Origin of the sequence: Nostoc sp., from assembly GCF_036917195.1 — a bacterium.
In the GTDB taxonomy this organism is placed as follows: Bacteria; Cyanobacteriota; Cyanobacteriia; order Cyanobacteriales; family Nostocaceae; genus Nostoc.
The window spans coordinates 234,695-257,521 of sequence record NZ_JBALDG010000020.1 but is presented as its reverse complement, the minus strand read 5'-3'; the positions used below and the strand labels follow the sequence as shown (position 1 = coordinate 257,521).

At 40.1% G+C, this 22,827-nt stretch carries 21 protein-coding genes and 1 pseudogene; 14 read left to right on the top strand and 8 right to left on the bottom strand.

What is annotated here, in order from left to right; all coding sequences use genetic code 11:
• Positions 1-18 precede the first annotated feature (18 nt).
• Both V7K40_RS07240 and V7K40_RS07235 read left to right on the top strand, forming a co-directional pair.
• Entirely contained in the window at positions 19-348 is a 330-nt protein-coding gene (locus V7K40_RS07240) for a hypothetical protein (RefSeq protein ID WP_334958082.1), read from the top strand.
• 639 nt (positions 349-987) lie between these two features.
• Positions 988-1,539 carry a hypothetical protein gene (locus V7K40_RS07235; RefSeq protein ID WP_334958080.1) on the top strand — a complete coding sequence of 184 codons (552 nt, stop codon included), beginning with the start codon at positions 988-990 and terminating at the stop codon, positions 1,537-1,539.
• A gap of 65 nt (positions 1,540-1,604) precedes the next feature.
• Here the strand turns inward: V7K40_RS07235 and V7K40_RS07230 are convergent, their stop codons facing one another.
• Positions 1,605-1,886: a hypothetical protein gene (locus tag V7K40_RS07230; RefSeq protein ID WP_334958078.1), complete on the bottom strand. Its 282-nt coding sequence runs from the start codon at positions 1,884-1,886 to the stop codon at positions 1,605-1,607.
• Between the two features lie 414 nt (positions 1,887-2,300).
• Between V7K40_RS07230 and V7K40_RS07225 the strand changes: the two genes are divergently transcribed.
• A complete protein-coding gene (locus tag V7K40_RS07225) occupies positions 2,301-5,435 on the top strand; it encodes a plasmid replication protein, CyRepA1 family (RefSeq protein WP_334958076.1) in 3,135 nt (1,044 codons plus the stop codon).
• Positions 5,436-6,034: 599 nt separating this feature from the next.
• Here the strand turns inward: V7K40_RS07225 and V7K40_RS07220 are convergent.
• A complete protein-coding gene (locus tag V7K40_RS07220; protein ID WP_334958073.1) occupies positions 6,035-6,319 on the bottom strand; it encodes a DUF2470 domain-containing protein in 285 nt (94 codons plus the stop codon).
• Between the two features lie 259 nt (positions 6,320-6,578).
• On the opposite strand from V7K40_RS07220, the gene V7K40_RS07215 reads away from it, so the two are divergent.
• On the top strand, positions 6,579-7,334 hold the full coding sequence (locus V7K40_RS07215) for a metallophosphoesterase family protein (protein ID WP_334958071.1): 756 nt from the start codon (positions 6,579-6,581) through the stop codon (positions 7,332-7,334).
• A gap of 79 nt (positions 7,335-7,413) precedes the next feature.
• Here V7K40_RS07215 and V7K40_RS07210 read toward each other — a convergent pair whose 3' ends face one another.
• Positions 7,414-8,277: a M48 family metalloprotease gene (locus tag V7K40_RS07210; protein WP_334958069.1), complete on the bottom strand. Its 864-nt coding sequence runs from the start codon at positions 8,275-8,277 to the stop codon at positions 7,414-7,416.
• 391 nt (positions 8,278-8,668) lie between these two features.
• Here V7K40_RS07210 and V7K40_RS07205 point away from each other — a divergent pair, with 391 nt between their 5' ends.
• On the top strand, positions 8,669-9,202 hold the full coding sequence (locus tag V7K40_RS07205; protein ID WP_334958067.1) for a DUF4330 domain-containing protein: 534 nt from the start codon (positions 8,669-8,671) through the stop codon (positions 9,200-9,202).
• Between the two features lie 96 nt (positions 9,203-9,298).
• Here the strand turns inward: V7K40_RS07205 and V7K40_RS07200 are convergent, their stop codons facing one another.
• Together V7K40_RS07200 and V7K40_RS07195 are read right to left on the bottom strand one after the other, a co-directional pair.
• The gene (locus V7K40_RS07200; protein WP_334958066.1) at positions 9,299-10,291 is read right to left on the bottom strand and encodes a zinc ABC transporter substrate-binding protein; all 993 of its coding nucleotides are present in this window, start codon (positions 10,289-10,291) and stop codon (positions 9,299-9,301) included.
• A gap of 79 nt (positions 10,292-10,370) precedes the next feature.
• Entirely contained in the window at positions 10,371-10,514 is a 144-nt protein-coding gene (locus V7K40_RS07195; RefSeq protein ID WP_334958065.1) for a hypothetical protein, read from the bottom strand.
• A gap of 320 nt (positions 10,515-10,834) precedes the next feature.
• Between V7K40_RS07195 and V7K40_RS07190 the strand changes: the two genes are divergently transcribed.
• The 6 genes from V7K40_RS07190 (at position 10,835) to V7K40_RS07165 (ending at position 16,203) form a co-directional block, all read left to right on the top strand.
• The gene (locus V7K40_RS07190; RefSeq protein ID WP_334958064.1) at positions 10,835-11,170 is read left to right on the top strand and encodes a hypothetical protein; all 336 of its coding nucleotides are present in this window, start codon (positions 10,835-10,837) and stop codon (positions 11,168-11,170) included.
• Positions 11,171-11,415: 245 nt separating this feature from the next.
• Positions 11,416-11,766, top strand: coding sequence for a YtxH domain-containing protein (locus tag V7K40_RS07185; RefSeq protein ID WP_273762171.1), 351 nt, complete (start codon positions 11,416-11,418; stop codon positions 11,764-11,766).
• Positions 11,767-11,777: 11 nt separating this feature from the next.
• Positions 11,778-12,317, top strand: a complete 540-nt coding sequence (locus V7K40_RS07180; RefSeq protein ID WP_334958061.1) for a DUF948 domain-containing protein — start codon at positions 11,778-11,780, stop codon at positions 12,315-12,317.
• An 830-nt stretch (positions 12,318-13,147) separates the two neighbouring features.
• Positions 13,148-13,957, top strand: a complete 810-nt coding sequence (locus V7K40_RS07175) for a TPM domain-containing protein (protein WP_334958059.1) — start codon at positions 13,148-13,150, stop codon at positions 13,955-13,957.
• 103 nt (positions 13,958-14,060) lie between these two features.
• Positions 14,061-14,690, top strand: coding sequence for a precorrin-8X methylmutase (locus V7K40_RS07170; RefSeq protein WP_334958057.1), 630 nt, complete (start codon positions 14,061-14,063; stop codon positions 14,688-14,690).
• Between the two features lie 100 nt (positions 14,691-14,790).
• Complete coding sequence (locus tag V7K40_RS07165) at positions 14,791-16,203, top strand: right-handed parallel beta-helix repeat-containing protein (protein ID WP_334958055.1); 1,413 nt, start codon at positions 14,791-14,793, stop codon at positions 16,201-16,203.
• 209 nt (positions 16,204-16,412) lie between these two features.
• On the opposite strand, the gene V7K40_RS07160 is transcribed toward V7K40_RS07165, so the two are convergent.
• The 3 genes and pseudogenes from V7K40_RS07160 to tnpA form a co-directional block, all read right to left on the bottom strand.
• On the bottom strand, positions 16,413-17,099 hold the full coding sequence (locus V7K40_RS07160; protein WP_334958053.1) for a phosphate ABC transporter permease: 687 nt from the start codon (positions 17,097-17,099) through the stop codon (positions 16,413-16,415).
• Between the two features lie 39 nt (positions 17,100-17,138).
• Positions 17,139-17,975: a 4-hydroxy-tetrahydrodipicolinate reductase gene (gene dapB, locus V7K40_RS07155; RefSeq protein ID WP_334958051.1), complete on the bottom strand. Its 837-nt coding sequence runs from the start codon at positions 17,973-17,975 to the stop codon at positions 17,139-17,141.
• Between the two features lie 990 nt (positions 17,976-18,965).
• Positions 18,966-19,396, bottom strand: a pseudogene (gene tnpA, locus V7K40_RS07150) (IS200/IS605 family transposase).
• Positions 19,397-19,746: 350 nt separating this feature from the next.
• Between tnpA and psbP the strand changes: the two are divergent.
• The 3 genes from psbP to V7K40_RS07135 all read left to right on the top strand — a co-directional run bounded on the left by psbP (position 19,747) and on the right by V7K40_RS07135 (position 21,840).
• A complete protein-coding gene (gene psbP / locus V7K40_RS07145; protein WP_334958049.1) occupies positions 19,747-20,292 on the top strand; it encodes a photosystem II reaction center PsbP in 546 nt (181 codons plus the stop codon).
• 98 nt (positions 20,293-20,390) lie between these two features.
• Positions 20,391-20,984 (top strand): nucleoside triphosphate pyrophosphatase, encoded by a 594-nt coding sequence (locus V7K40_RS07140; protein ID WP_334958047.1) that lies wholly within the window; start codon positions 20,391-20,393, stop codon positions 20,982-20,984.
• 118 nt (positions 20,985-21,102) lie between these two features.
• Positions 21,103-21,840 carry a phycocyanobilin:ferredoxin oxidoreductase gene (locus V7K40_RS07135; RefSeq protein WP_334793554.1) on the top strand — a complete coding sequence of 246 codons (738 nt, stop codon included), beginning with the start codon at positions 21,103-21,105 and terminating at the stop codon, positions 21,838-21,840.
• Positions 21,841-22,827 lie beyond the last annotated feature (987 nt).

Genomic DNA, 22,827 nt, shown 5'->3' with positions numbered 1-22,827 from the left:
GCAGTAAAGATAAAACTAATGGCTGATTATGGATGCGATCCTTTATGGTGGGCAGATGCTGATAAAGTTGGTAATATCGATCCAGCAACACTGCCCCTCAGTCAAGAAACCATTAGCCATTTGAGAAAATGGGCATCTGCTTACAATGAAACATTAAATTGGCAAGATCCTGCTAACTCACCAGATTTGAGTGCAGAAGCTGAAGCGGCTTTTGAAGAAGAAGGAATTAATCTGTGGAAGCAACTGCAAACAGAACTTGCACCGAATTATCAAGTTGTTTATTTCAGTGAGCTATTAGGCAAAGTTTTAATTCATCCTAGTGAATTAGAAGCTTTACCTGCTATTTAGCAATGATTTCACCTAACATAATATAAATTTAGTGCAGCACCAATAAATTTAATTGCGATCGCGGTTTAAAAGAAATCAACGCTGAGGTGTTGTACGCCGCCAAGGAAGCTGTAGGCGCGTAGATTGGAGGTTAGCTAATTAAAACAGGGTATCGTATCCTATGGGTACCCTGTTTTGTTTATTGTTACTTGGAATATACATTCACCATCATAGATTATGAACGAATTAATCTTGAATCTTGACACTATGTTTTCAGTGTGATAAGACTGATATGTAATTTTGTATTATATTTTAATTATGATACAATTAATCGCAATTTTAATAATTATACTTTGTTTGGTTTTCTTTTTTCAGACATTTTTTTTACTGCTTCAAATTATCTGGAACTTAATACTTGGAGTCTTTGAAATTATTTATAAATTAATATCCCCATTTATCTCATGGTTTCCAAAAGCGTTAACTTCTGAAAGTGCTTTTGATTTAGCAATGTCATGGACTATAGTAGCTTGTATTGTTGCAATAATTTTAGGAGTGATGAGTCTAAAAGTAATAAATAATAAAAAAAAATAGGTAATCTCAAACAAAATACCCACGTAAATAACAAATTTTAAATTATGTACAAATAATTCATGCATTAAAATGAATTTCAATATTAATAGTATTCTAAGTGTAACCGGAACTATTCCATCTATTGTCTTGGCATATATAGGGTTATCAACCTTTATTAAGAAACCAAGACTATCTATTGACGTAGAAAAATCCTTGTTAGTTACTGAAAGAAATGATTGTGTAGAATTTGAAATAGATATAATCCTCACATCTTCCAATAAGAAAATTTTTCTGAAAGAAGTGTTCATTTCATCCAATCAATTTTTTTCAAATCGAAAAATCCAACTTGATAAAATAATTGTATGTAGTGATAACGATTATATAAAACCAATATGGGGTACAAATTTAATAGAGTATTGCAATGAACCTGTATTAGGCAGATGTAGTATTGACCAGTTTGTGAAACAGTTTGGAAAAAATGTCAAAGATATAGAAATAGATGATGATTATAGAAAAAAGCTTATATTTATAGGAAAAATGGATATAGCTCAGAAATCAGGTAGTAAAAATAGTACTACTTTGAAGAATTGGTACATAACTATTAAATATCAATCAGGAACTATTAAAAAGCAGTTAAATTGAGATGTGTAAGTTTATATGCTGATTTTATTAGATTTATAATACTCCCAAACTTAAAGAACGAGTTGTCATTCTTCAACAATTACTACTCCCATCTCAGGAACATACTTAACAGGCAAACCCTTATCTAGTTCGCCGGGTTGCCAATCATAAGGTTCATAGCTACCCAAATTTGATAAGTCAGTCTCTAGCCATCCAGCATCCGATTCTTCATTGACTACAGATAACTGAGATTCCTGACGATTCTCTTTTCGCCACTCTAGAAACTGTAAGAAATCTAGAACTTCCTGCTGTGCATTGTCTAGAAGGCGTTCTAATTTCTCCAAAATCTTTTCTTTGAGAGAATCCATACTTGCAGACACTATCTTTATTGAACAGTGTAAATCATAGTTTCTACCCAAATGATAAGCTTTTATCCCAAAAGTGATATCTGATGACAAGCTACTGTGGGTCTACGAATTCTGACAAAGCTTGTCTTGCAAGATGTTACCATATGGCGATCGCTGCTGCAACCCGTGAGGCGATCGCATTCCTTAACGCAGAAATTTACTGATAAATAAAAATTAATTGCGAACAAATATCACAATACAAAATTATTAGTTTGGGGATCTAATAGGCAGAATAACCCACTAGAAGCTTAACCGATGTGTCTCCCATAACGAAGTCAAAAAAGCATCATAAAAGCCTCGCAATCTCTCTTAGATAAAAAAAGTAGATGCATGTTAAGGTTTTAATCTTATTGTCTTCTCTTCACACCTTTTCTTATGCATCTGCACTATTTACATCCCCAACACCTTGAAGAATTAGTCAAGAGTAGTGGTATAGACTTACACTTAGTGCAACTCAATTTTAGGTCACTCCAAGGCGTAACTGCTTATGAGTACCTATTGATTTCTGAGCTACTCCCCCGCACCAATACCGGAATGGTGAAAGCTGGATGGTTGCAGCGTTATGCTCATATCACTGAAGGTGGTTGGTGGTGTTCGGGGCTAGACCCTTTGAATAATTGGCAAATGATGGAATGGGGATGCTTTAAGCCAAACCAGCCCCTACAGAATCACAATGGTAAGTCCATCAAATATGAACATCCTCCCAGCACTCCAACGCGGGTGTTTTGTTTGCGGGTAACCCTGCAAGTATGGCAGCAAGTCGCTAGACGTTACAATCTGGTCATGCCTGACAATATCAGCATTACCCCTGATGGTGAAGTTGGAGGCTTTTGGCAATGGGTGATGCAACAGAACATTCCCCTCCTTATCTGCGAAGGTGTGAAGAAAGCAGCCACACTGTTGACGCAAGGATATGCAGCTATTGCCATTCCCGGAATTACCAGTGGTTATCGGGTTGTCAAAGACGAATTTGGTAAAGTTACCCGTCGTCAGCTGATTCCCGACTTAGCAGCATTTGCAATTACAAAACGTAGCTTTTATATTTCCTTTGATTTTGAAACTCAACCTAAAAAAATTGCTGCTGTAAATAATGCTATTTCCCAGCTTGGTTGTTTATTCCAGCAAAAAAATTGCCCTGTTAAAGTCATTGAACTTCCAGGAATGGAAAAAGGAGTTGATGAGTTTATCGTTGCTAAAGGTGCAAGTAGTTTCGAGAAAGTTTATCGTCAAAGTGTTGATTTAGAAATTTATCTTGCTCAAACCAAACCCCACACTGAGTTAAGCATTCCTGCTGCACTCACCTTCAATCGCCCTTATATAAGTGAAATACCTTTCCCCACCTCTGGATTAGTAGGAGTCAAATCAGCAAAAGGAACGGGTAAAACTACAGGACTGCAAGCCGTTGTTCAGCAAGCAAAAAGCATAAATCGACCTGTTTTGTTAATTACTCACAGAATCCTACTAGGAAGATTTTTGTGTGAAAAAATTGGTATTCAATGGGGAACACGTAAAGAAGATGGGGAGAAAAGGATTGATAAAACACTTACCCCCGCTCCTCCCATCCTTCGCTCTCCCTCTCCACAAAACTCCCTTGGATTATGCGTTGATTCTATTTGGAAACTTAACCCTGAAAATTGGCGGGGAGCAATAGTAATTCTGGATGAAATAGAGCAATCTTTGTGGCATCTATTAAACAGTAATACTTGTAAGCACAAGCGTGTAAAAATATTAAAATTATTCCAGCAATTAATTTCCACAGTTTTAACAACTGGAGGGTTAGTAATTGCCCAAGATACTGATTTATCAGATGTGTCACTTGAATATTTACAAGGATTGGCAGGAATTAAATTAACACCTTGGGTAGTTCTCAACCAGTGGAAACCTCAGCATGGTTGGGACGTAACTTTTTATGATTCGCCGAACCCAACACCGCTAATTCACCAACTGGAATTGGATTTACTTGCTGGACGTAAATGTTACGTTACTACCGATAGTCGGGCTGGGCGTTACAGTTGTGAAACAATTGAACGTTATCTGAAAGAGCGGTTACAAAAATTACGACGGCAATTTCCTAAAACTCTAGTAGTTAGTAGCCACACTACAAACACACCTGGCCACGCAGCAGTTGATTTTATTGCAGCTATCAATCAAAAAATCTCTGAATATGACGGCGTTTTTGTTACTCCTAGTCTTGGTACAGGAATTAGTATTGATGTCCAACATTTCGACCGAGTTTATGGCATTTTTCAAGGAGTAATTCCTGATTCGGAAGCAAGACAAGCATTAGCGAGAGTGCGGGATGATGTTCCGCGTATTGTCTGGTGCGCTAAACGAGGTATTGGCTTAATTGGTAGTGGTAGTACAAATTATCGCTTGTTATCTGATTGGTATCAGGAAAATCAAAAAGAAAATTTAGCTTTGCTTAGTCCATTACATAAAATAGATGTGGATTTACCTTTAGTTCATGACCCGATTCATTTGCGAACTTGGGCTAAGTTATCTGCAAGGGTAAATGCCTCTATCCGCCTCTACCGACAATCGATGCAAGAAGGGTTGATTGCTGATGGGCATCAAATTCAGATGCGGAGTAATGCTGTTCATAATAATATTATTCGAGATTTACGCCTGGCCTTTTTGGCAACTGATGCTGATGATTTAGCTACTCGCAGAAGATTAATATTAGAAATTGTCAAAGTTCAAAAAGATTGGACGCAAAGCCGTCAAAAAGCTAAAGAAATTAAACGTAAAATTAAAGATATTAAGCAGCAAAATCAACTATCGCTAGCAACTGCTGTAGCTAATGCTCAAGATATCGATTATGTAGAATATGAGCAGCTATTAATGAAGCATTCCCTGACTGATGGAGAACGCAACCAAATTAACAAATATATTCTCAGACAAAAATATGAGATAGAAGTTACTCCTTGGCTGAAGTTGCAGGATGACCACGGATATTATCTTCAACTGTTAATTCATTATTATTTAACTCACGAAAGCGAGTATTTTCATGTTAGAGATGAGCAAGAATGGCATCAGCAATTATCTTGGGGTGAAGGTAAAGTTTTCCTACCAGATTTAAAAACTTATACGCTCAAAGTTGAGGCAATGAGAGCCTTGGGAATGCTTCAGTTTCTCGAAGCAAAACGAGAATTTACCGAGAGTAATCCAGATTTGATATTGCTTAAAAATGTTGTTTTTCAGCATAGTAAGCATATTAAAAGAGCGCTTGGTATTAACTTAGTTGGGGAGAAAGAGCAGGTTTCAGCAATAAAAATACTCAGCCGACTGTTAAATTTGTTAGGTTTGAAACTAAAGCGGGTAAATGAGGTTTATCAAATCGATCTGGAAACGCTTTATGATGGCAGAGAGAAAATATTTGCAGTTTGGCATCAACGGGATGAATTGATGTTGGCTGATGTTAAGAGGGTTGGCTATGAGTTGCCTGATTATTCTTCATGGAAGCTTGAAATTATCCAAACCAAGCCTTATGCCGCAGTGGTCAACAAATAATTACGAATTGTGAATATCCTGTAGCTTAATATCTATCTAATATCTAGTGGTGATGCTGTCATGCTTCTAAAATACAGCACTTACGATGCCTGCGGCAGGCTACGCCTACGCACCTGCAAAATATGAGATTTACAGCAGTTTTCATTTTTTTTAACCACATAGATTGTAAGTAAGTGGGCGATAAAATTTGCCAGTATCTAACGAAATGTAAATTCGGCACATACCTTATAAATTCGTTATTTCACCGTTTTTACAAACTAAACATATATTCGTTTTCTCGTGCCTACTTACTTAGGCACAGAATTGCTGTGCCCCTACACCGTGGTCTATTTACCTGAAAATAGCTGTAAGTACGATTGCTTTAAAAAACCAAGATTGTAAGACCATATTACAACCTGAACTAATGGAAGCGATCGCTATATATTACTTGAGTAGGACGGCGTAAATAATTAAAAGTTTGTAGTCTACCCCTTTGGATATTTTGCTAGGCGAACAAAAAAGGGCTTGAGTCGCTTACTACAAACTCAATTACAATAACTTTACATTGCAAAACACATAGTTTGATTTATTCCCGCCGACTTACTTATCTATCCCAATTTCTACTTTGCCTTCACCCGCGCCTGCTTCACCATCGCAATTAGAGTTTGATGGGCATCTTCTGCATCTGCTAAAACATGATCAAACTGAATGCGGACTGGCACAGCTTCCCCATTCACTTGCGCTGTTAAATCCATACCTTGTGCATCAATTGACAGCATTTGTGCTGCGATCGCATTTGTTATACCGCCAAAAGACTTAGCATAAATAACTATGGCATCAGCATGATCATCATTCATATGCTTGCAGATGCGCGAACTAATATCAGCAGAGAAATCCTTAGACATTGTTGAGATAAAAATTTAGCAATACAGCAACAGTTTACATTTTAAGATTTTAAGTTAACGCGGGTGAAATTTGCTGATTTTCTTTCTTAAAAGTAAAAAGTTATGTACTTTACCCTATCTTCATCATCAATATATTTTATTTTTAGCAGAATAATTAAATTAAAATAAAACTTATTCAGTATTTTTACCTTCCATTACGGAAACCAGACAGCTTAAACTGTAGCAGAAGTATTAGCCAAACTATTGAAGCTAAGAGACAATGAGCGAAATTAGCCCCAGACGAATTGTAATTGGGGATGTGCATGGTCACTATGAAGGTTTGATGACATTGTTGGAGGCGATCGCCCCCACCTCAGATGATCAAGTCTATTTTTTGGGAGACTTAATTGATCGCGGTCCTCATAGCGCACAAGTAGTTAATTTTGTCAAACGACATAACTACCTATGTTTGCTGGGAAATCATGAGCAGATGTTATTAAACATTCTGACCAATGAAAGAACCTCCTCCCCGACGATGCAAGCATGGTTGTATAGTGGGGGGCAAGCTACCGTAGCCAGTTACCACGAGGCTACAATTCCTGATGACCATCTAGATTGGTTCAAGACTTTGCCTACATATCTCGACTTGGGGGATATTTGGTTAACTCATGCTGGTGTTGACCCTTCCAAGTTGGTGACAGAACAAACTGCCGATCAACTGTGCTGGATACGAGAGGAATTTCATAGTATTGAAAAACCCTACTTTCCCGATAAGCTAATTATCATCGGTCACACGATTACCTTTACTCTGCCGGGTGTTTCTCCTGGTAAACTGGCACAAGGACAGGGATGGCTAGACATAGATACTGGCGCTTATCATCCCCGGAGTGGCTGGTTGACTGGACTGGATGTCACGAATAATTTAGTTTATCAAGTTAACATTTTTAAAGACTACCTTCGTGCCCTGCCCTTAAAAGATGTAGTGATCAGAGTTGATCCAGCCAAAATCAAAGTCGATCGCCGCTACAAGAATTGAGCATCATTCGAGATGGAAAGATAACGGGAGATAGGCGAAATCAGGGAGATGGGGCAGAAATGACCCTTGACTCTTGACTTTAAGACCGTACTAATGGTCGAATATTAGCTTTATAACTAGCATTATTCAAGCCATAATTTCCATTACTGGGTTGAGAGTTAATTGCACTTCTGAGGGCATCAATGCGATCGCTGGTTCCAGGGTGCGTACTCAAAAATGTCGGAGTAGAACCACCTTTTTTCAGCAGCTTTTGCATAAAGGAAACCATTGCAGACTGGGCGTAACCAGTTCGTGTCAAAGTTCGTAGTCCTCTTTGATCCGCCTCAAATTCATTTTTACGACTGCGTGGCAAGTCTCGCGCTAACTGGACACCAATTTGCACTGCCGTATTCCGGTCTAAACCAGCAGCTGTTAATAGGCCACCTTCGAGCGCTTTTTGCTGCATCTGTTTGACTACGTGTTTCCCGCCAATGTGACCAATTTCATGGGCGAGTACACTTGCTAATTGCGCTTCATTGTCTGCGGTTTTCAATAAACCCGTGTGGACATATACATAGCCGCCTAAGGTGGCAAAAGCATTAATACTGTCATCCTGAACTACTTGGAAGGTATAGGGGAGATCGGGGCGATCGCTATTAGCTGCTAAACGCCGACCAACTTGTTCCACATAACGATTAACTTCGGGATTGCGGTAAAGCCGGACTTGACTACCGACTAATTCTTGATTAATCTGCTTACCAAGATCAACTTCTTGGTTAGGGGATATATTAGAAAGCTGAAATGCCTGAACTCCTTGGAGTAGAAGAGGCAAGAAGTCTAAAGTTCTTCCAGGCAAGGGTGTACTTAGGCACAGACTCAGAGCAACTACCACCGAAATTAAAGGATAAAACCAGTAACGCCGCCACACACGGTAATTTGCAACAAAACTTTTCCAGTTGAACATAATACACTCTGAAGATTATTTTGGGAGAACATAAAATGATTGGACAAATTATCAGACGGATTTAAAGTATTCTAAGTTGCATTCTTAACTTAAGACCAAAGGAGTTGTTATACAGCTAATGTATAGGCAAAGCCACCGAATTGCAGGGGTTAGCGATTCCCTCTAGAGATAGGCTTAAACACGAGATATTAATTTCTGGGTGCGTCAGTCTTAACGGGCAAAAGTTTGAGGGTTATGCCACCCCTGTAGAACTTACGAACTCGTGATAAACTGTCGCATAACCGCAATCCCCAGCCGTTTTGAGTTATTACCAAATAGGGAAAATTGCCATTTCCATCGAAAGCCTTCTTGCTACAATCAATTACTTCACTATTACTTCGGAAAAGTTTTTATGGCTATTTTAGATTCAAAAGGTCGCTTGTTCGGCAAAATTAATCTTTTAGATTTAGGTGCTGCGCTGGTAATTCTGCTAGTTATATTTGGCATATTTATCTTCCCTGGTACTTCTGGTTCTGTTGCCCAAGTTGGTGCGAAAACAGTACCCATAGAAGTAGATTTAGTAGTCCGTGGTTTGAATGTCCGTGACCCTGAACAATTATTCAATAACGGATTAAAAAAAGGTGGGAAAACTAATGTGATTATCCGCAATCAACCCCACGGAGAGATTGAGATTAAATCCATTCAACAGCTACCTAGAACAATCAATATTCCCCAACCTGATGGTACTGTTAAAGAATTGCCAGATCCGAAGACCAATAATTTTAGTACAGATTTGCTTTTGACTTTAGATGGCAAAGCCCAGCTCACTGAAAATGGGCCAGTTCTGGGTAACAGTAAAGTTAAAATTGGTATGCCATTTGAGTTGGAAGGTTTTAACTACAACTTCAATGCAACTGTTATTGATCTCAGATTAAAAGACAAATAGCATTCCCATTTTCATCTTAAAAAAAGGGGCTGATAAACCGAACTTCCTGTCATCTAAAAAAACTCGGTTTATCAGATTACTCAACTGAGACTATAACTATTGAGCAGCTTTTACTTGAAACATTAAATACGTCCCTTCTAACCCTTCTACAATTGTGCGTGTATTGGCAATCATCATTTTCTGATAAGTGTCTGCCTCGCTTCCTGGTTCACCAAGTCCCTGAGCATACAACTTCCTATCAGAAATTTTTACTTCAGCAACTCTTGCTACAGATTGAAGTAAATTAGGGTTAATTGCCGTCTCAGCAAAAATTGTTGACACTTTAGCCCGTTTAATATTTGTAACCAAATTTTTCACTCTTGCAGCTGTTAGGTTTTTGTCAGTACTAATATCTTGTAATCCCCCTACTAATGAAATACCGTATGCTTTGGTGTAATAACTCAGTGCATCAGAGGTTGTAACTAACTTACGTTCTTTAGTAGGAATACTCGCAATTCTTGACTTAATCCAGCTATCTAGTTGAGTGAGTTCATTTGTGATTTTTCTGGTATTGCTAGTATAAGTCGCGGCATCACTGGATTCTAATTTTCCCAGGTTGCTATTAATTACCTCCACCATCCTGATCGCATTCTTAGTATTGTGCCAAAGATAAGGATCGTTTACTTTCTTATCGCCTCGCTGAAATTTTTGTGGCTTAGGCACCGCAAGTTGACCGACAGCTATTTTCGGTGCAGAGTTTTTAGTCGCTTTAATTAATTTGATCAGATTTGGTTCTAAATTATAGCCACTATAAAGAATAAGATTAGCTTGCTCAATGGCTTTACGATCCTCCGGCTTTGGTTTATAAAATTGGGGGTTGGCAGTAGGAGAAATCAAGCAGGTAAGGTTAACAGTATTTCCGGCAACCTGTCTGGTTAAGTCGCATAGTACACTTGTAGTTGCTACGACTTGGGGAAGATTCTCATTTACCTGCGTGGTAGTTTGAGTAAATGTAGTTCTTGCAGTTTGATTTCCGCACCCAACAAATCCAATCGTCAAAGCAACAAGAATAGCTCGTAAGGAATTGTTTGATGGTGGTTTTTTTGACATCCTAAACTCCTACTGGATGTATAAAAAAAAGATAATCATTATTATTAAACAAGTCAGAATTTTGAATTCTGAATTCAGCTTAGGCAATTAGCGAACAGTCAGAGTTAGGGCTTTTAGCGATCGCTGTGCTAACACCAAAGGCAACTGAACCTTTGAAGAGAATGGGGAAAAAAGACCCTGCAATTTTTGGTAAGTGAACTACAAATGAGGTTTTTGCAGGCAAAAACCTCGCTTCACGCGACAGGCTGCAAAACTGCTAGGGATAAAAGCACAATCAGCAAAGCGATGCTAGGGTGTCTTTGGTAAGAAGTGTAGTGCAGTTCTCTCACCATCTGCTGAAGCGGCTATACCATTGTGCTTATGTGCCGCCAAAGTCGCAAATTGACTAGAATTATCCGCTTAAGGAGAGGAACATAGTGATGATGGGGCCTATTGATCATAGGGGTTGATTTCGCAAACCAAGTCGTGAATCTAAGGCAATTGTAACTGCGGTTTTGTGAGGTGTGGGCAGATGCTTGTTACAAATATTGGTGAAGATAAACAATGGTAATTTTAGTTATCCTCGTTAACACCCTCATTTCGCTGATACTACTCTATGTGGCTTGGCGGGTGTGGCAACTCAAGCAGCAGTTAGCATACATAGCAGATAAGTTAACCGTCTATGAAAGTTGTACCCATGCAGCACTGAATAAAGCACCCGAAAATATTTATCTTAGCCAGGAGAATATTTACAACTTACGGCAGAAAAATCAAGCACTACAAATACAAATTCAACAAGTGCGGCAAATTATCAGTCTACTTTTGCTAGGACAGCAAATCTGGCAGCGTTATTTTCCTAGGCTAGAGTTAACATCTGGGAAAAAAACAGTCGCAAAATGAGTTATGTCAAGTTCGGATGAACATTTCTAATTAGGGCTGACACGGGGATGCGGTGACACAAGGAGGTGAGGATACGGTGAGACGGTGACACTAGGAGTTTTGAATTATAAGTAATTAACAGTTTCGATATTAAAGCAACATTTTTGGCTGATATTTTGTCACGATAGATTAACTGGATAAAATCGTTTAAGTCTTGCAAGGGGAGAAAACCCACCTAAAATGGGTGTAAGGAGAGAAACAACAAGATGTCTAATAACCGTTCTGGAGTATTTATTGGCGGTTTGATGCTGGGAGCTACCATCGGTGCTTTGACCGGTTTGCTCGTAGCTCCACGCACAGGGCGCGAAACGCGTAAAATTTTGAAGAAATCTGCCAATGCTATCCCAGAATTGGCAGAAGATTTATCAACGAGTGTGCAAATCCAGGCAGATCGTCTCTCTGCCAGCGCACTGCGAAACTGGGATGAGACTTTAGATAGATTACGGGAAGCGATCGCAGCAGGTGTAGATGCCAGTCAGCAAGAAAGCCAAGTCTTAAAGCGGCAAACATCTGTTGAAGACTCAGATTCTCTTGCCCAGCAATTAGAACGCTCATAAATAACATAACCGTGATTGACCCCCTGTTTTGGTTGGGACTTTCCTTACTCTTAGTCGCCACAAGTTTGACTGCGGTTTTAGTGGTGGCAATACCGGCTTTCCAGGAGTTAGCACGCGCTGCTCGCAGTGCAGAAAAGCTATTTGATACACTTTCACGGGATTTACCACCCACTCTAGAAGCTATCCGCGTAACTGGTTTGGAAATCACTGACTTAACTGATGATGTCGGTGAAGGTGTAAAAAGTGCCAGTCAAGTCATGAAACAAGTTGATCAAAGCCTTGATAGTGCAAGAATTCAGGCTCAAAATCTGCAAGTAGGTACACGCAGCATCTTTGTTGGCGCGAAAGCTGCTTGGAGAAATTTCACACGCCAAAAACCCGCGAGGCGAACAGGCGATCGCACCCCAAGCAATGAACAACCACCACTCACGTTGCGAGAACGAGAAGTGCTCAGGCAAGAAAATCGCCGCCTAAAAACAGAAGTATACCGCGCTAATGACGGTTACAACGACGCTGCTAACTGGGAAACCAATTTCGATGACGAAGATTGACCAAAAAAAGGGCATGGGGCATTGCTTATCTTCCTTGTTACGGTGTCAAAATGTGCTACTTTATCAGCTTAAAAAAAGCGATTTTTGTTTATGGATAAACTTCGGCATTGCATTTAGCAATTTGTAAAAACGGATAAAGCATATTTTAATGAAGCTGTCTTTTCAGAAGAAATGTGCTTGTTTCCAAATTAAAATACTTAATTTGTGTTTAAGCTTTTATAAAGATAAGATTAAGCAGCGCTCTTTTATTACTCTCATGAGAATATAATCAAATACTGTCCGCTTAACTTCTCAGGGGAAGCATCCTAATTTTGAAAAAATAAAAGAATCAAGATAATTTGCGATTAATTATCGCGAATTATCTTGGTGTTATTAATCTTGTGGATCTTCTGACTCTCGCTAAGATCCAGTACTATTAATAATTCTTTGTTAGTCATCTCTCACCTCTAATCATTCCCTTTTTATTCTATAGGGAACTCCGCTATGGCTTAGTCAATTTTGAGTTGTTTAAAACTTTGCCAATAATGATCATCAAAAGCAGGGGTAGGTGGCAAGCGACGCTTGCCACCTACCCCTCTCCCCAGCCACGATTATCATTTTTATTAAGGATATTTTGAGTGTTTTAACTTATTGACAAAATGCACTTTATCTTAAAACATCACAAATGGCACTCTCAAGTCCCCATTCCACAATGCCCGATTCCCAAAAACCCTTTGCTTTGATCCCTTAGATTAGAGTAAAGTAAACAAGTGTAAAGAAGTATCACTTTTCCAGTACTCTTTTAAAACAACTTGTTCACTTTTACCGTTGATATTTGTATAAAAACGTCCATGCAATCTTGTTTTTGGCGACGAATTCTGTTATCTATCGCAGTATTTTTCCTGGCTGGGACAATTTGGGTCATGCACTCTCCCCCAGCACTGGCTTATGACAATCCTGACTTACTCCCTAACACCTTTACCCCAGTTGTAGACTTAGCAAAATCTCTTCCTGTGCTGCAAGAAGAAAAGCTTGTCAAAGATTTAGAGCAGTTTGAAACCGATACGGGTTGGAAATTGCGAGTATTGACCCAGTATGACCGCACCCCAGGTCGGGCAGTCATAAAATATTGGGGTTTGGATGATAAAAGCATTTTATTAGTTGCCGATTCTCGTGGCGGTAACATCCTTAGTTTTAGCGTCGGCGATGCTGTTTATAAACTTTTACCCCGGACTTTCTGGATAGAACTACAAACCCGCTTTGGTAATTTGTACTTTGTCCGCGAACAAGGCGAAGACCAAGCTATTCTGCAAGCCTTAGAATCGGTTAAAGGCTGTTTACTCAAGGGTGGTTGCAATGTTGTCCCCGGACTGCCACGAGAGCAATGGATTCTCACCTTGATTACCTCAGTTATTGGTGGGGTAATTTGTGGATTTGCATCTCAACCTCGCGAGAAAGGACAAGTTTTCGCTTGGCAATGGGCTTTAATTTTCTCACCTTTGTGGGGAATCTTATTTATTGCCTTTGGTATTGGACCAGTGGTGACACGCACAAGCGACTGGTTACCTCTAGTTCGCAATATCTCTGGGTTTCTCATTGGCGTCTTGGTTGCTTACTTATCTCCTATTTTCAGTCGGTCTTCTTCTAGTAATGAGTTATGAGTGCTGAGTTAGAGTTATGAGTTTTTAATTAACTTATAACTCCTAACTCCTAACTCTCTGAAGCTGATAAGCTGAAAGCTAATATTTGAGAAGCTCAACAAAAATGGAATGGCACGTAACTGATGCTCAAAGTTTAGCAATCATTGATAGTGAAATTGAAAATCATGTTTTTTCACCAGCAGAGTATGAGATTGTGCGTCGGGTAATATACTCTACAGCTGACTTTGAGTATAAGTCTTTGATTCGTTTCTCTGAACGTGCCTTGCAAGCTGGAGCAGCAGCACTAGCCGCGCGTACCACGATTGTGGTAGATGTGCCAATGGTACAAGTAGGTATTGCCTACGAGATTCAAAACACCTTTGCCAATCCGGTGTATTGCAGTATGGAAGCTCTGACACGCCCTCAAAAAGAAAAAACTCGGGCAGCATGGGGAATAGAAACCTTAGCAAAGCGTTATCCAGAAGGCATTTTTGTGGTGGGTCAAGCACAAACAGCACTAACAGCACTAGTAGATTTAATTGAAGCTGAGGAAATTAGACCTGCTTTGATAATTGCGACTCCAGTGGGATTTGTAAATGTTAATCAAGCAAAGGAGCGCTTACAAGACTCTCTAGTGCCTCACATTACAATTGATAGTCGCAAAGGTAATGCAGTTGTAGCAGCTGCGATCGTTGATGGATTGGTAGACTTGGCTTGGCAAGCCTATGGACAAGATGGAAATCGGGGGAGTTAGGAAAGTCTGCTCTATCGTTCCCTTTATGCCAAATAGTATTTAAAACTACTAAATAACCTGATATTTTTGTTAAGTAGTGCCGATAAAGGAGCCTTTTCCTGTGGTATTTCAACGTTTCCGTTTAATCGCATTTCTTGCAATTCCCCTGCTATTAAGTCTTTTGGGTGGGAAAGAAAGGATAAAAGTATCTTTAGTTGAAAACGCCCGTCAGGTATCCACTAACAAGGAAATCATCCTACCCAACCACAAACTAATCAGCATTAAGGCGACTCCGAAAACATATTATGTTAGTGGTAGGGGAAACGACACAAATAGTGGACTCTCTACTTCATCCGCCTTTAGGACAATTCAAAAGGCAGCAGATTTAACTAACCCTGGCGATACAGTATTGATTATGAACGGAGTATATACAAATTTAGCCAAAGCTCCGAGTGTAGTAAGTATTAAACGTTCTGGAACCGCAAAAGCATGGATTAAGTATAAAGCATATCCTGGTCATTTCCCAAAAATTAAACACAATACATGGAACGGTATCCTGATTTCAAGTACAGCTTCATATATCGAGATCAACAGGCTGGAGGTCATAGGAAACAATGCCAATATAACCCTTGATTATGCATTAAGTCAAAAGACTAACAGATCAAATCCGCTTACAAACGGAAACTGCATAAACATGGACGGACGAGCCAATGGTCATGTTCATCATATCCGTATTCTAAACAACAAAGTGCATGACTGTGGAGGAGGAGGTATCGGAGCATTGCAGTCTGATTATGTGAAGGTGGATAATAACACTGTGTTCAATAATGGCTGGTATAGTGTTTATGGTTGCAGTGGCATTTCGCTGGGAAGCAATTGGAATTCTGACACCAACCGAGGATACAAGATGTTCGTGACCAACAACAAAGTATATAACAATCGCATGTACATCCCTTGGATTGCGGTGGGAAAGATCACAGATGGTAATGGCATTATTATCGATACTTCCAGAAATGATCAGAACCCAAATTTGGATGCATATATAGGACGTACTTTAATTCAAAACAATTTGACATTTAATAATGGTGGTTCAGGGATTCATACATTTTTAAGTGAGCATGTTGATATCGTCAATAACACAGCTGTTTTAAATAATCAGAGTCCAGAAATTAAAGATGGGCAAATATTTGGCAATGTGTCATCTGATGTCAAAATTTTAAGGAACATTCTTTATGCTTATCCTGGCAAGAATATCAACGGTCACAATAAAAATAAAAACGTGATTTATGATTATAATATCTACATCAATAGTTCTAAGGTAAGTGTTAAAGGACCTCACGATATTGTTGCAGACTCCAAGTTTTTAAGTAAGCATCCCACTCTAAAAAAAATATCTGGCAATTGGAAATCGCGGCTAGCTAAACAAAATCCGCCTCGGCGGACTTATGTAGAGCCTAAGTCCGGAGGTTTTGTTTGTGGGTCAATGACCTATCGTTTGAAAGGCAAACTCATCAAAGTGGGATGCTCCCGTTAGCAAGAAGGCAAAAGGCACAGGGCAGGAGATGATTATATGCTCAATCCAAATGCCCAAACCTCATGGGCGACTATCGGGGAGTCTTGCGGTTGAGAGCAAACTACCAAAATCTCTGCAATAGGTGGCTCATAATTAGTGATGGTCTGTCCTTTGCATGTGTCTGAAAGAGAAGCCTATACTGATTACATCCTCCTGCCAGCTTCACTTCTTTAATCCTCTACTCTCCGACGCCGCCGACGTGGCTTTGGTTGTTGGTCTTCACTCAAGCGGCGACCGATTTCGTTAAAGAAATCCCGCCGCAGATAAGGATAATCACTAACCCAGAGGTCACGACTGGGAAAGTATATATCGCTGAATTCTTCAATACTGCTCAAATCTGAGCGATTTGACATCACTACCATTTCTGCAATTTGACCACGAGTAATAACTTTGTGGGCAGGACGTAATGGTGCTACAAACTCAATACTAAATCCTGTGTCATCACCCACCTCTAAGTTAATCTGTTTTTCTCGGTTTTCTACAATTACTAATTCGCCTTTGCTGTTGACTGTTTCGGTTTTACCCATCAACTCGTCTGTAATCCACCAATCTAGCACTCGACCACGGAAAAAGCCGCCATACTTATAACGGCGGCATTGTAAATTCCGCATACTTGCTTGAAACACTGGATACCACAGCCAAAAAAAAGCGCTAAGTATCCCTAGCACAAATACTATTGAAGCAAACTCAAGCCTAAAAACGACTGTCACAAGCAAAATAACAACTACGGCAACTACAGAAATTAACAGCCGTTGCAAAAAATTTGAGAACTTCCCCCAGTAGTACTTGTACTGCAAACCAGTGGCAATTAAAGGGACAACTTGTTCAAATTTCTGGCGAGTCAGTGGTACTAACATGAGTGCTGAGTGATAAATGCCCAATAGTGAGTTTAAAGTTTAAAGTATCTTTTCTAATCCATATACTAACGACTTTAGCGCTAAGACTTTGCGAATCGCTAGTAGCACTCCTGGCATATAGCAAGCGCGATCGCTCGTATCATGTCGTAAAGTATAAATCTGTCCTGCTGCGCCAAAAATAACTTCCTGATGGGCAATCAATCCTGGCAAGCGGACGCTATGAATTCTAATCCCTTCATCTGCTATACTGCCCCTAGCTCCTGGTAATTTCTCCGTTTCTTCTACAAGAGCAGGGTTAAAAGTTTTACCCAATTCTCCTAATAACTGCGCTGTTTGAATGGCAGTACCACTGGGAGCATCAGCTTTTTGGTTGTGATGCAGTTCGATAATTTCCACATGGTCAAAATATTTTGAGGCTGCGATCGCGGCTTGTTGCAACAGAACCATGCCAATGGAGAAGTTAGGAATAATTAGACAACCAGTGCTAGCTTTGTCGGCAAAGTCTGCCAAGTCTTCGATTTGTTCTGAACTTAATCCAGTGGTGCCAACTACAGGACGAATACCGTAAGCGATCGCACTACGAATATTGTCATAAACTGAATCGGGATGGGTAAAGTCTACAATCACCCCTGGAGGAGAGTGTCTGTCACCAGCCACATACCCCAACATCGGTTCTAATTGATTGGTAATTGGCACTTCCAGGGGTTCGCTTAAACCCGCCAACTCTCCAGCGTCTTTATCTCGATGTTCCAAACTGTGGTCAATTGCACCCACTAGGTTTAAGTCAGGCGCTTGCGCCACTGCCTTAATCACCTCACGTCCCATTTTACCAGCAGCACCGTTGACAATAACCGGGATAGGAGCTTGATTCGTCATAGGTCGAGAAATACTTTTTGAGCCAACAAAGGAATTGTAAAGACTTTGGTGATCTAGTAGCTAGCTTTTCAAATCTCTGGCTTAATTCCGACTACTTTGATTTATGCAGCTAATCGCTCACTTTTTCGACTCCCGAAAGCGGATGGGTTCTCATTTTCATCCCACTATCTTAGCTAGTAACCCGTTTTCTTTTCCCTACTTCACTTACCACACCTCCAAAAATAATCCTATACTGTCCCTAATAAGTAGCTCTTATAAAAGCTATCAGTCTTTTTTTGTCAAGTCTAGTTGACTATTTGTGATATTATTGTTAAATTAATTTACATTACTTAGCAAAGCCCAAACATAACTACCTAACTGGTGTTAGCTAAGAAAATAAGATTTCTGTATCGCTATATCTCATCGACATTTGGACTTCTCCCATCTACCTCGGCTATCAAGTCGGGGTTTTTATATTCTCGATTAACTTTTCTTTAGTAGTTACTATTGATTTAGTCATCTTTGAGATGACTTTCGCTATTAGGCGTAGGTTTCTAACCTATGGCGGGTGATGGTTCAGGCACGAGATTGGAAATCCATCTGTATTTAAATAATTGCGGAATATTGGCTTGACCACAAGTTTGCCTCAGAATGAATTCTGAGGCTCATAGCTCAAGTCAGCTTAAGCTGACTAAATACAGTTTTGCGTAAAAGCGTAGCGTTTTTAATGCAGGGGAACGCATTAACATTTCAAGGGAATGCATTGGCATTGCATTGAGATGCATTAACAAGGTAAGCCGACGCATTAACAAAGCAAGCCGACGCATTAACAAAGCAAGCCGACGCATTAACAAAACAAGTCAACGCATTAACAAAGTAAGCCGACGCATTAACAAAACAAGTCAACGCATTAACAATGCAAGGTATTGCCAAATGTAATTTGCTACGAATTAGTGAAATGTTGTACTAAGGTTGAATGAACTTAAAGATTAATTGAATTCATTGCTTTAGCTACGTGAGTTTTGGCCTCTCATCTTCATGATTATGCTGTTCCAAAGACAAAATTATAGTTCCATTGGAATGATGCGCTTTCTGATTCTGCACATACACAACAGCTTACTCAAGTTGTTTGCTTCCCATTGAAAAAACGCCATATCCGCGTTGCCAGCCAAACAAATCCTGTGAGGGTGAGAGATGATTAAGATGATGAGCGCTACGCCTTTGATATTTTGAACAAAATCAGAGATAAAAAGTCTCGGTGGAATAGAAGCCACTAAATGGATATGGTTTTCTATTCCGCCCACAGCATGGATAATGCTACCAAGTGTATTGGCTTTGCCAATGATGTAACTATAAAGTTGGGTTTCGTCTTCAGGGATGATTAATGGCTGTCGCTTTTTTGTTGCCCAAATAAGATGATAATAAAGTCGCCACAGAGCCATGTACCTGCTGTTTTTAATGAAATTTACTGCATCTAATATTCCCGCAATGGTAAAAAATCTTCCAGTCAGCTTGATCTGACTTGAGCTATTAGCCTTGGAATTCATTCCGAGGCGGGTAGGGCTGGAACTGGTAAAATTTGAGGTCAGCGATGTCTACGACGAGCTACGCTGACGCATTTCCCACCGCTTCATCAGTAATGCGAGACACCAGGGAGTATTTGCCGACATTTGGGCATTGATCGATCCCTTCCCATCTAATGCGTCATCCGAAGCGTCCCGGTTGGTGGGAGAATAAAAACGAGAAATGATGCTTGCTTGGTGTTGTCTCCAGCCCAAAGGAATCTGTAGAAATGTGGAAACGAATTGTATTAATTTTGCTATTGGTGTTGAGCTTCAGCCTGAGTAATTCTGGTGTAGCAGCTGCGGTTGGACTCAAAAGCTTTGTAGACACTAGTGATGGCTATCAGTTTTTATATCCTAACGGCTGGCTGCAAGTTAAAGTTGCCAACGGGCCAGATGTAGTTTTCCACGATTTGATTGAGGTGTCTGAAAATGTTTCGGTTGTGATTAGTCCAGTTCCAGAAGGTAAAACTTTGTCAGAATTGGGAACCCCAACAGAAGTAGGATATAAGTTAGGAAAAGCAGCTCTTGCGCCTCCTGACTCTGGTCGTTCAGCTGAATTAGTTAATGCCGCACAGCGAGAAGTAGACGGTAAAACATACTACCTTTTAGAGTATGAGGTTAAACTCCCCAATCAACAGGAACGACACAACATCGCTAGCGTCGCTGTTAGCCGTGGTAAGCTTTTTACCTTTAATGCCTCAATTCCTGAAAAACGCTGGCAGAGAGTTAAAGGAATGATTGATGAGGTTGTCAATTCTTTTTCTGTCTATTAATTGTGGAGTGGGGAATAGGGAATAGGGGATAGAGAAGAAACTTAATCACCAATCCCCAATGCCAATGCCCCATCCCAAATTACCAAGTTTGTCAGATCATGAAAATTCCACCTTTTGTACTTGCCTCAGCTTCCCCAGCCCGACGCCGCTTGCTGCAAACTGTTGGTATTGAACCGATAGTTCGACCAAGTGACTTTGATGAGTCGCAAATCCAATTAAGTGAACCAGCAGAATTGGTCAAAACTCTTGCCCAATATAAGGCGGAAACTGTAGCCCCGCAGTTTGAATCGGCTTTGATTATGGGTTGTGATTCAGTTTTGTCTATCAATGGTGAAATTCACGGTAAACCAGCAGACTTCTCTGAAGCGATCACCCGTTGGCAGATAATGCAAGGTAACTTTGGCGACTTGTACACAGGTCACGCTTTAATTGATTTGAACCAAAACCGCTCTTTAGTCAAGTCTCAAGTAACAAAAGTTTACTTTGCTCAAATGAGCGATCGCGCAATTAAAGCCTATGTTGCCACAGGTGAACCCCTCAAGTGTGCTGGAGCCTTTGCCATTGAAGGTTTTGGTAGTTTCTTTGTAGAAAAAATCGCAGGCTGTCACAGCAATGTAATTGGACTAAGTTTACCCTTGCTGCGGCACATGCTAGGGGAATTGGGATACGATGTCACTGATTTGTGGCAATAGTCCTTTGGCTTTTGTCATTTGCCCAATGCCCATCAAGTGTTTGCTTATATTGCAGTCCACGACAGGTGTGGCACAACAGGTTGTAGACTGGCTACTAGATCGCATTCCCAACTAGAATATGTCATTTACTTCTATGCCCTCGCTGCGTGAGCAACAACATCCCCTAATTCGTCAGCTAGCTGATTGTATTGAGGCAGCTTGGCATCAGCACTTGGATCTATCGCCCTATCATTTGCCTGATGAGTTGGGGTATGTGGAAGGTAGACTAGAAGGCGAAAAACTGACAATTGAAAATCGCTGCTATCAAACGCCCCAGTTTCGGAAAATGCACTTGGAACTGGCAAAAATCGGAAATATGCTGGATATTTTGCACTGCGTCATGTTTCCCCGTCCAGAATACAACCTGCCGATGTTTGGTTGCGATTTAGTTGGGGGTAGAGGTCAAATTAGTGCAGCGATCGCAGACCTTTCTCCGATTCACTTAGAGCGCACCTTACCAGAATCTTATACTTCTGCACTGACACAGCTAACAGTGCTTAACTTTTCCCAACCCCGTGAATTACCTGAATGGGGAAATATTTTTTCGGATTATTGCATCTTTGTCCGCCCCAGTTCCCCAGAAGAAGAAACAATGTTTCTCTCGCGTGTGCGAGAATTTTTAGACATTCATTGCACTCAAGCGATCGCCTCACATCCTGTTTCAGTTGAACAAGTCACACAAAATATCGCCGGACAACACAACTACTGCACCAAACAGCAGCAAAACGATAAAACCCGCCGCGTACTAGAAAAAGCCTTTGGCCCAGCTTGGGCAGAACATTACATGACCACAGTTTTATTCGACCTGCCAAATTAATCATCTCCCTGATCTTCTTCCAGACTCACAGTTGCCCATCTGTAAGCTCTGTTACGTTTTCGCGTAACGGATAAATGTAGAATTCATTCAACGAGAGTTTAATGGAGTCCCAAAACAGCAGCAGGAAAAGTAGTCAAGTCTTTGAAGCAAATATTACAAAATGGTTTGTTGTCTTGGTAGGTGCAAGCAACTAGAGACAGCTAACTCATTGACCAGAAAGTTAAGGAAACTCTAATGTTAAGAATGCTCTAGTTTACCCTGAGCGAAGTCGAAGGGTTAACAGATATTTTTTAGTTAGTTAATCGTTGATTCAATTAAGGAAGACTAACTTTTGTAGCAAGATTGTATCCCACAAAGGCAACAGTCTATTTTTGATGTTTCTTTTGAATTTTGTGACTAACTGTAGCCGTAGTGAATGTAGCAGTACAGTACCGCATCATACCAATTTGGGATGCAAGCATCTCAGTTTTGCAAAAATCTCTTTTAAAGAATCCAAAAAGCAGCAACTTGAGTTTGGAGATTAAGTATACACCTACCAAAATGAGATGCACTCTTTGGGATTTTGTGTAGAAACGCGATATAAGATCACGTCTCTACATCTAGATTCATACTGCTTGTGAATTCTGCTAACTCGCATTGCACTCATGTCTCAATAATACTCAGAGTTATTAAATAGCCAGCTACTATAGCGCTTCTAGGTTTCAATACAGACCTAACCTCAGCTCCAACCCTTATAGCGTTGGGAGTAAGTAAGCCTCAAAGCCTCTCTTTTTAGGAGAGAGGAATGGAAGTGAGGTCACTGTATTGCATACAAACCAGCGATCGCTATAGAAAACACCATTTTGCAAAACCATAGTGTTGAGCGTTCATCACACAATGGATTTTAAGCCATACCCAGCTTTAAACCACTGTTGTTTGTCCTAAACGGCTGGCTGTTGATTAAAAACCCTTTTATTTTTACTTCCATCAGCACAATTCAGGTAAACG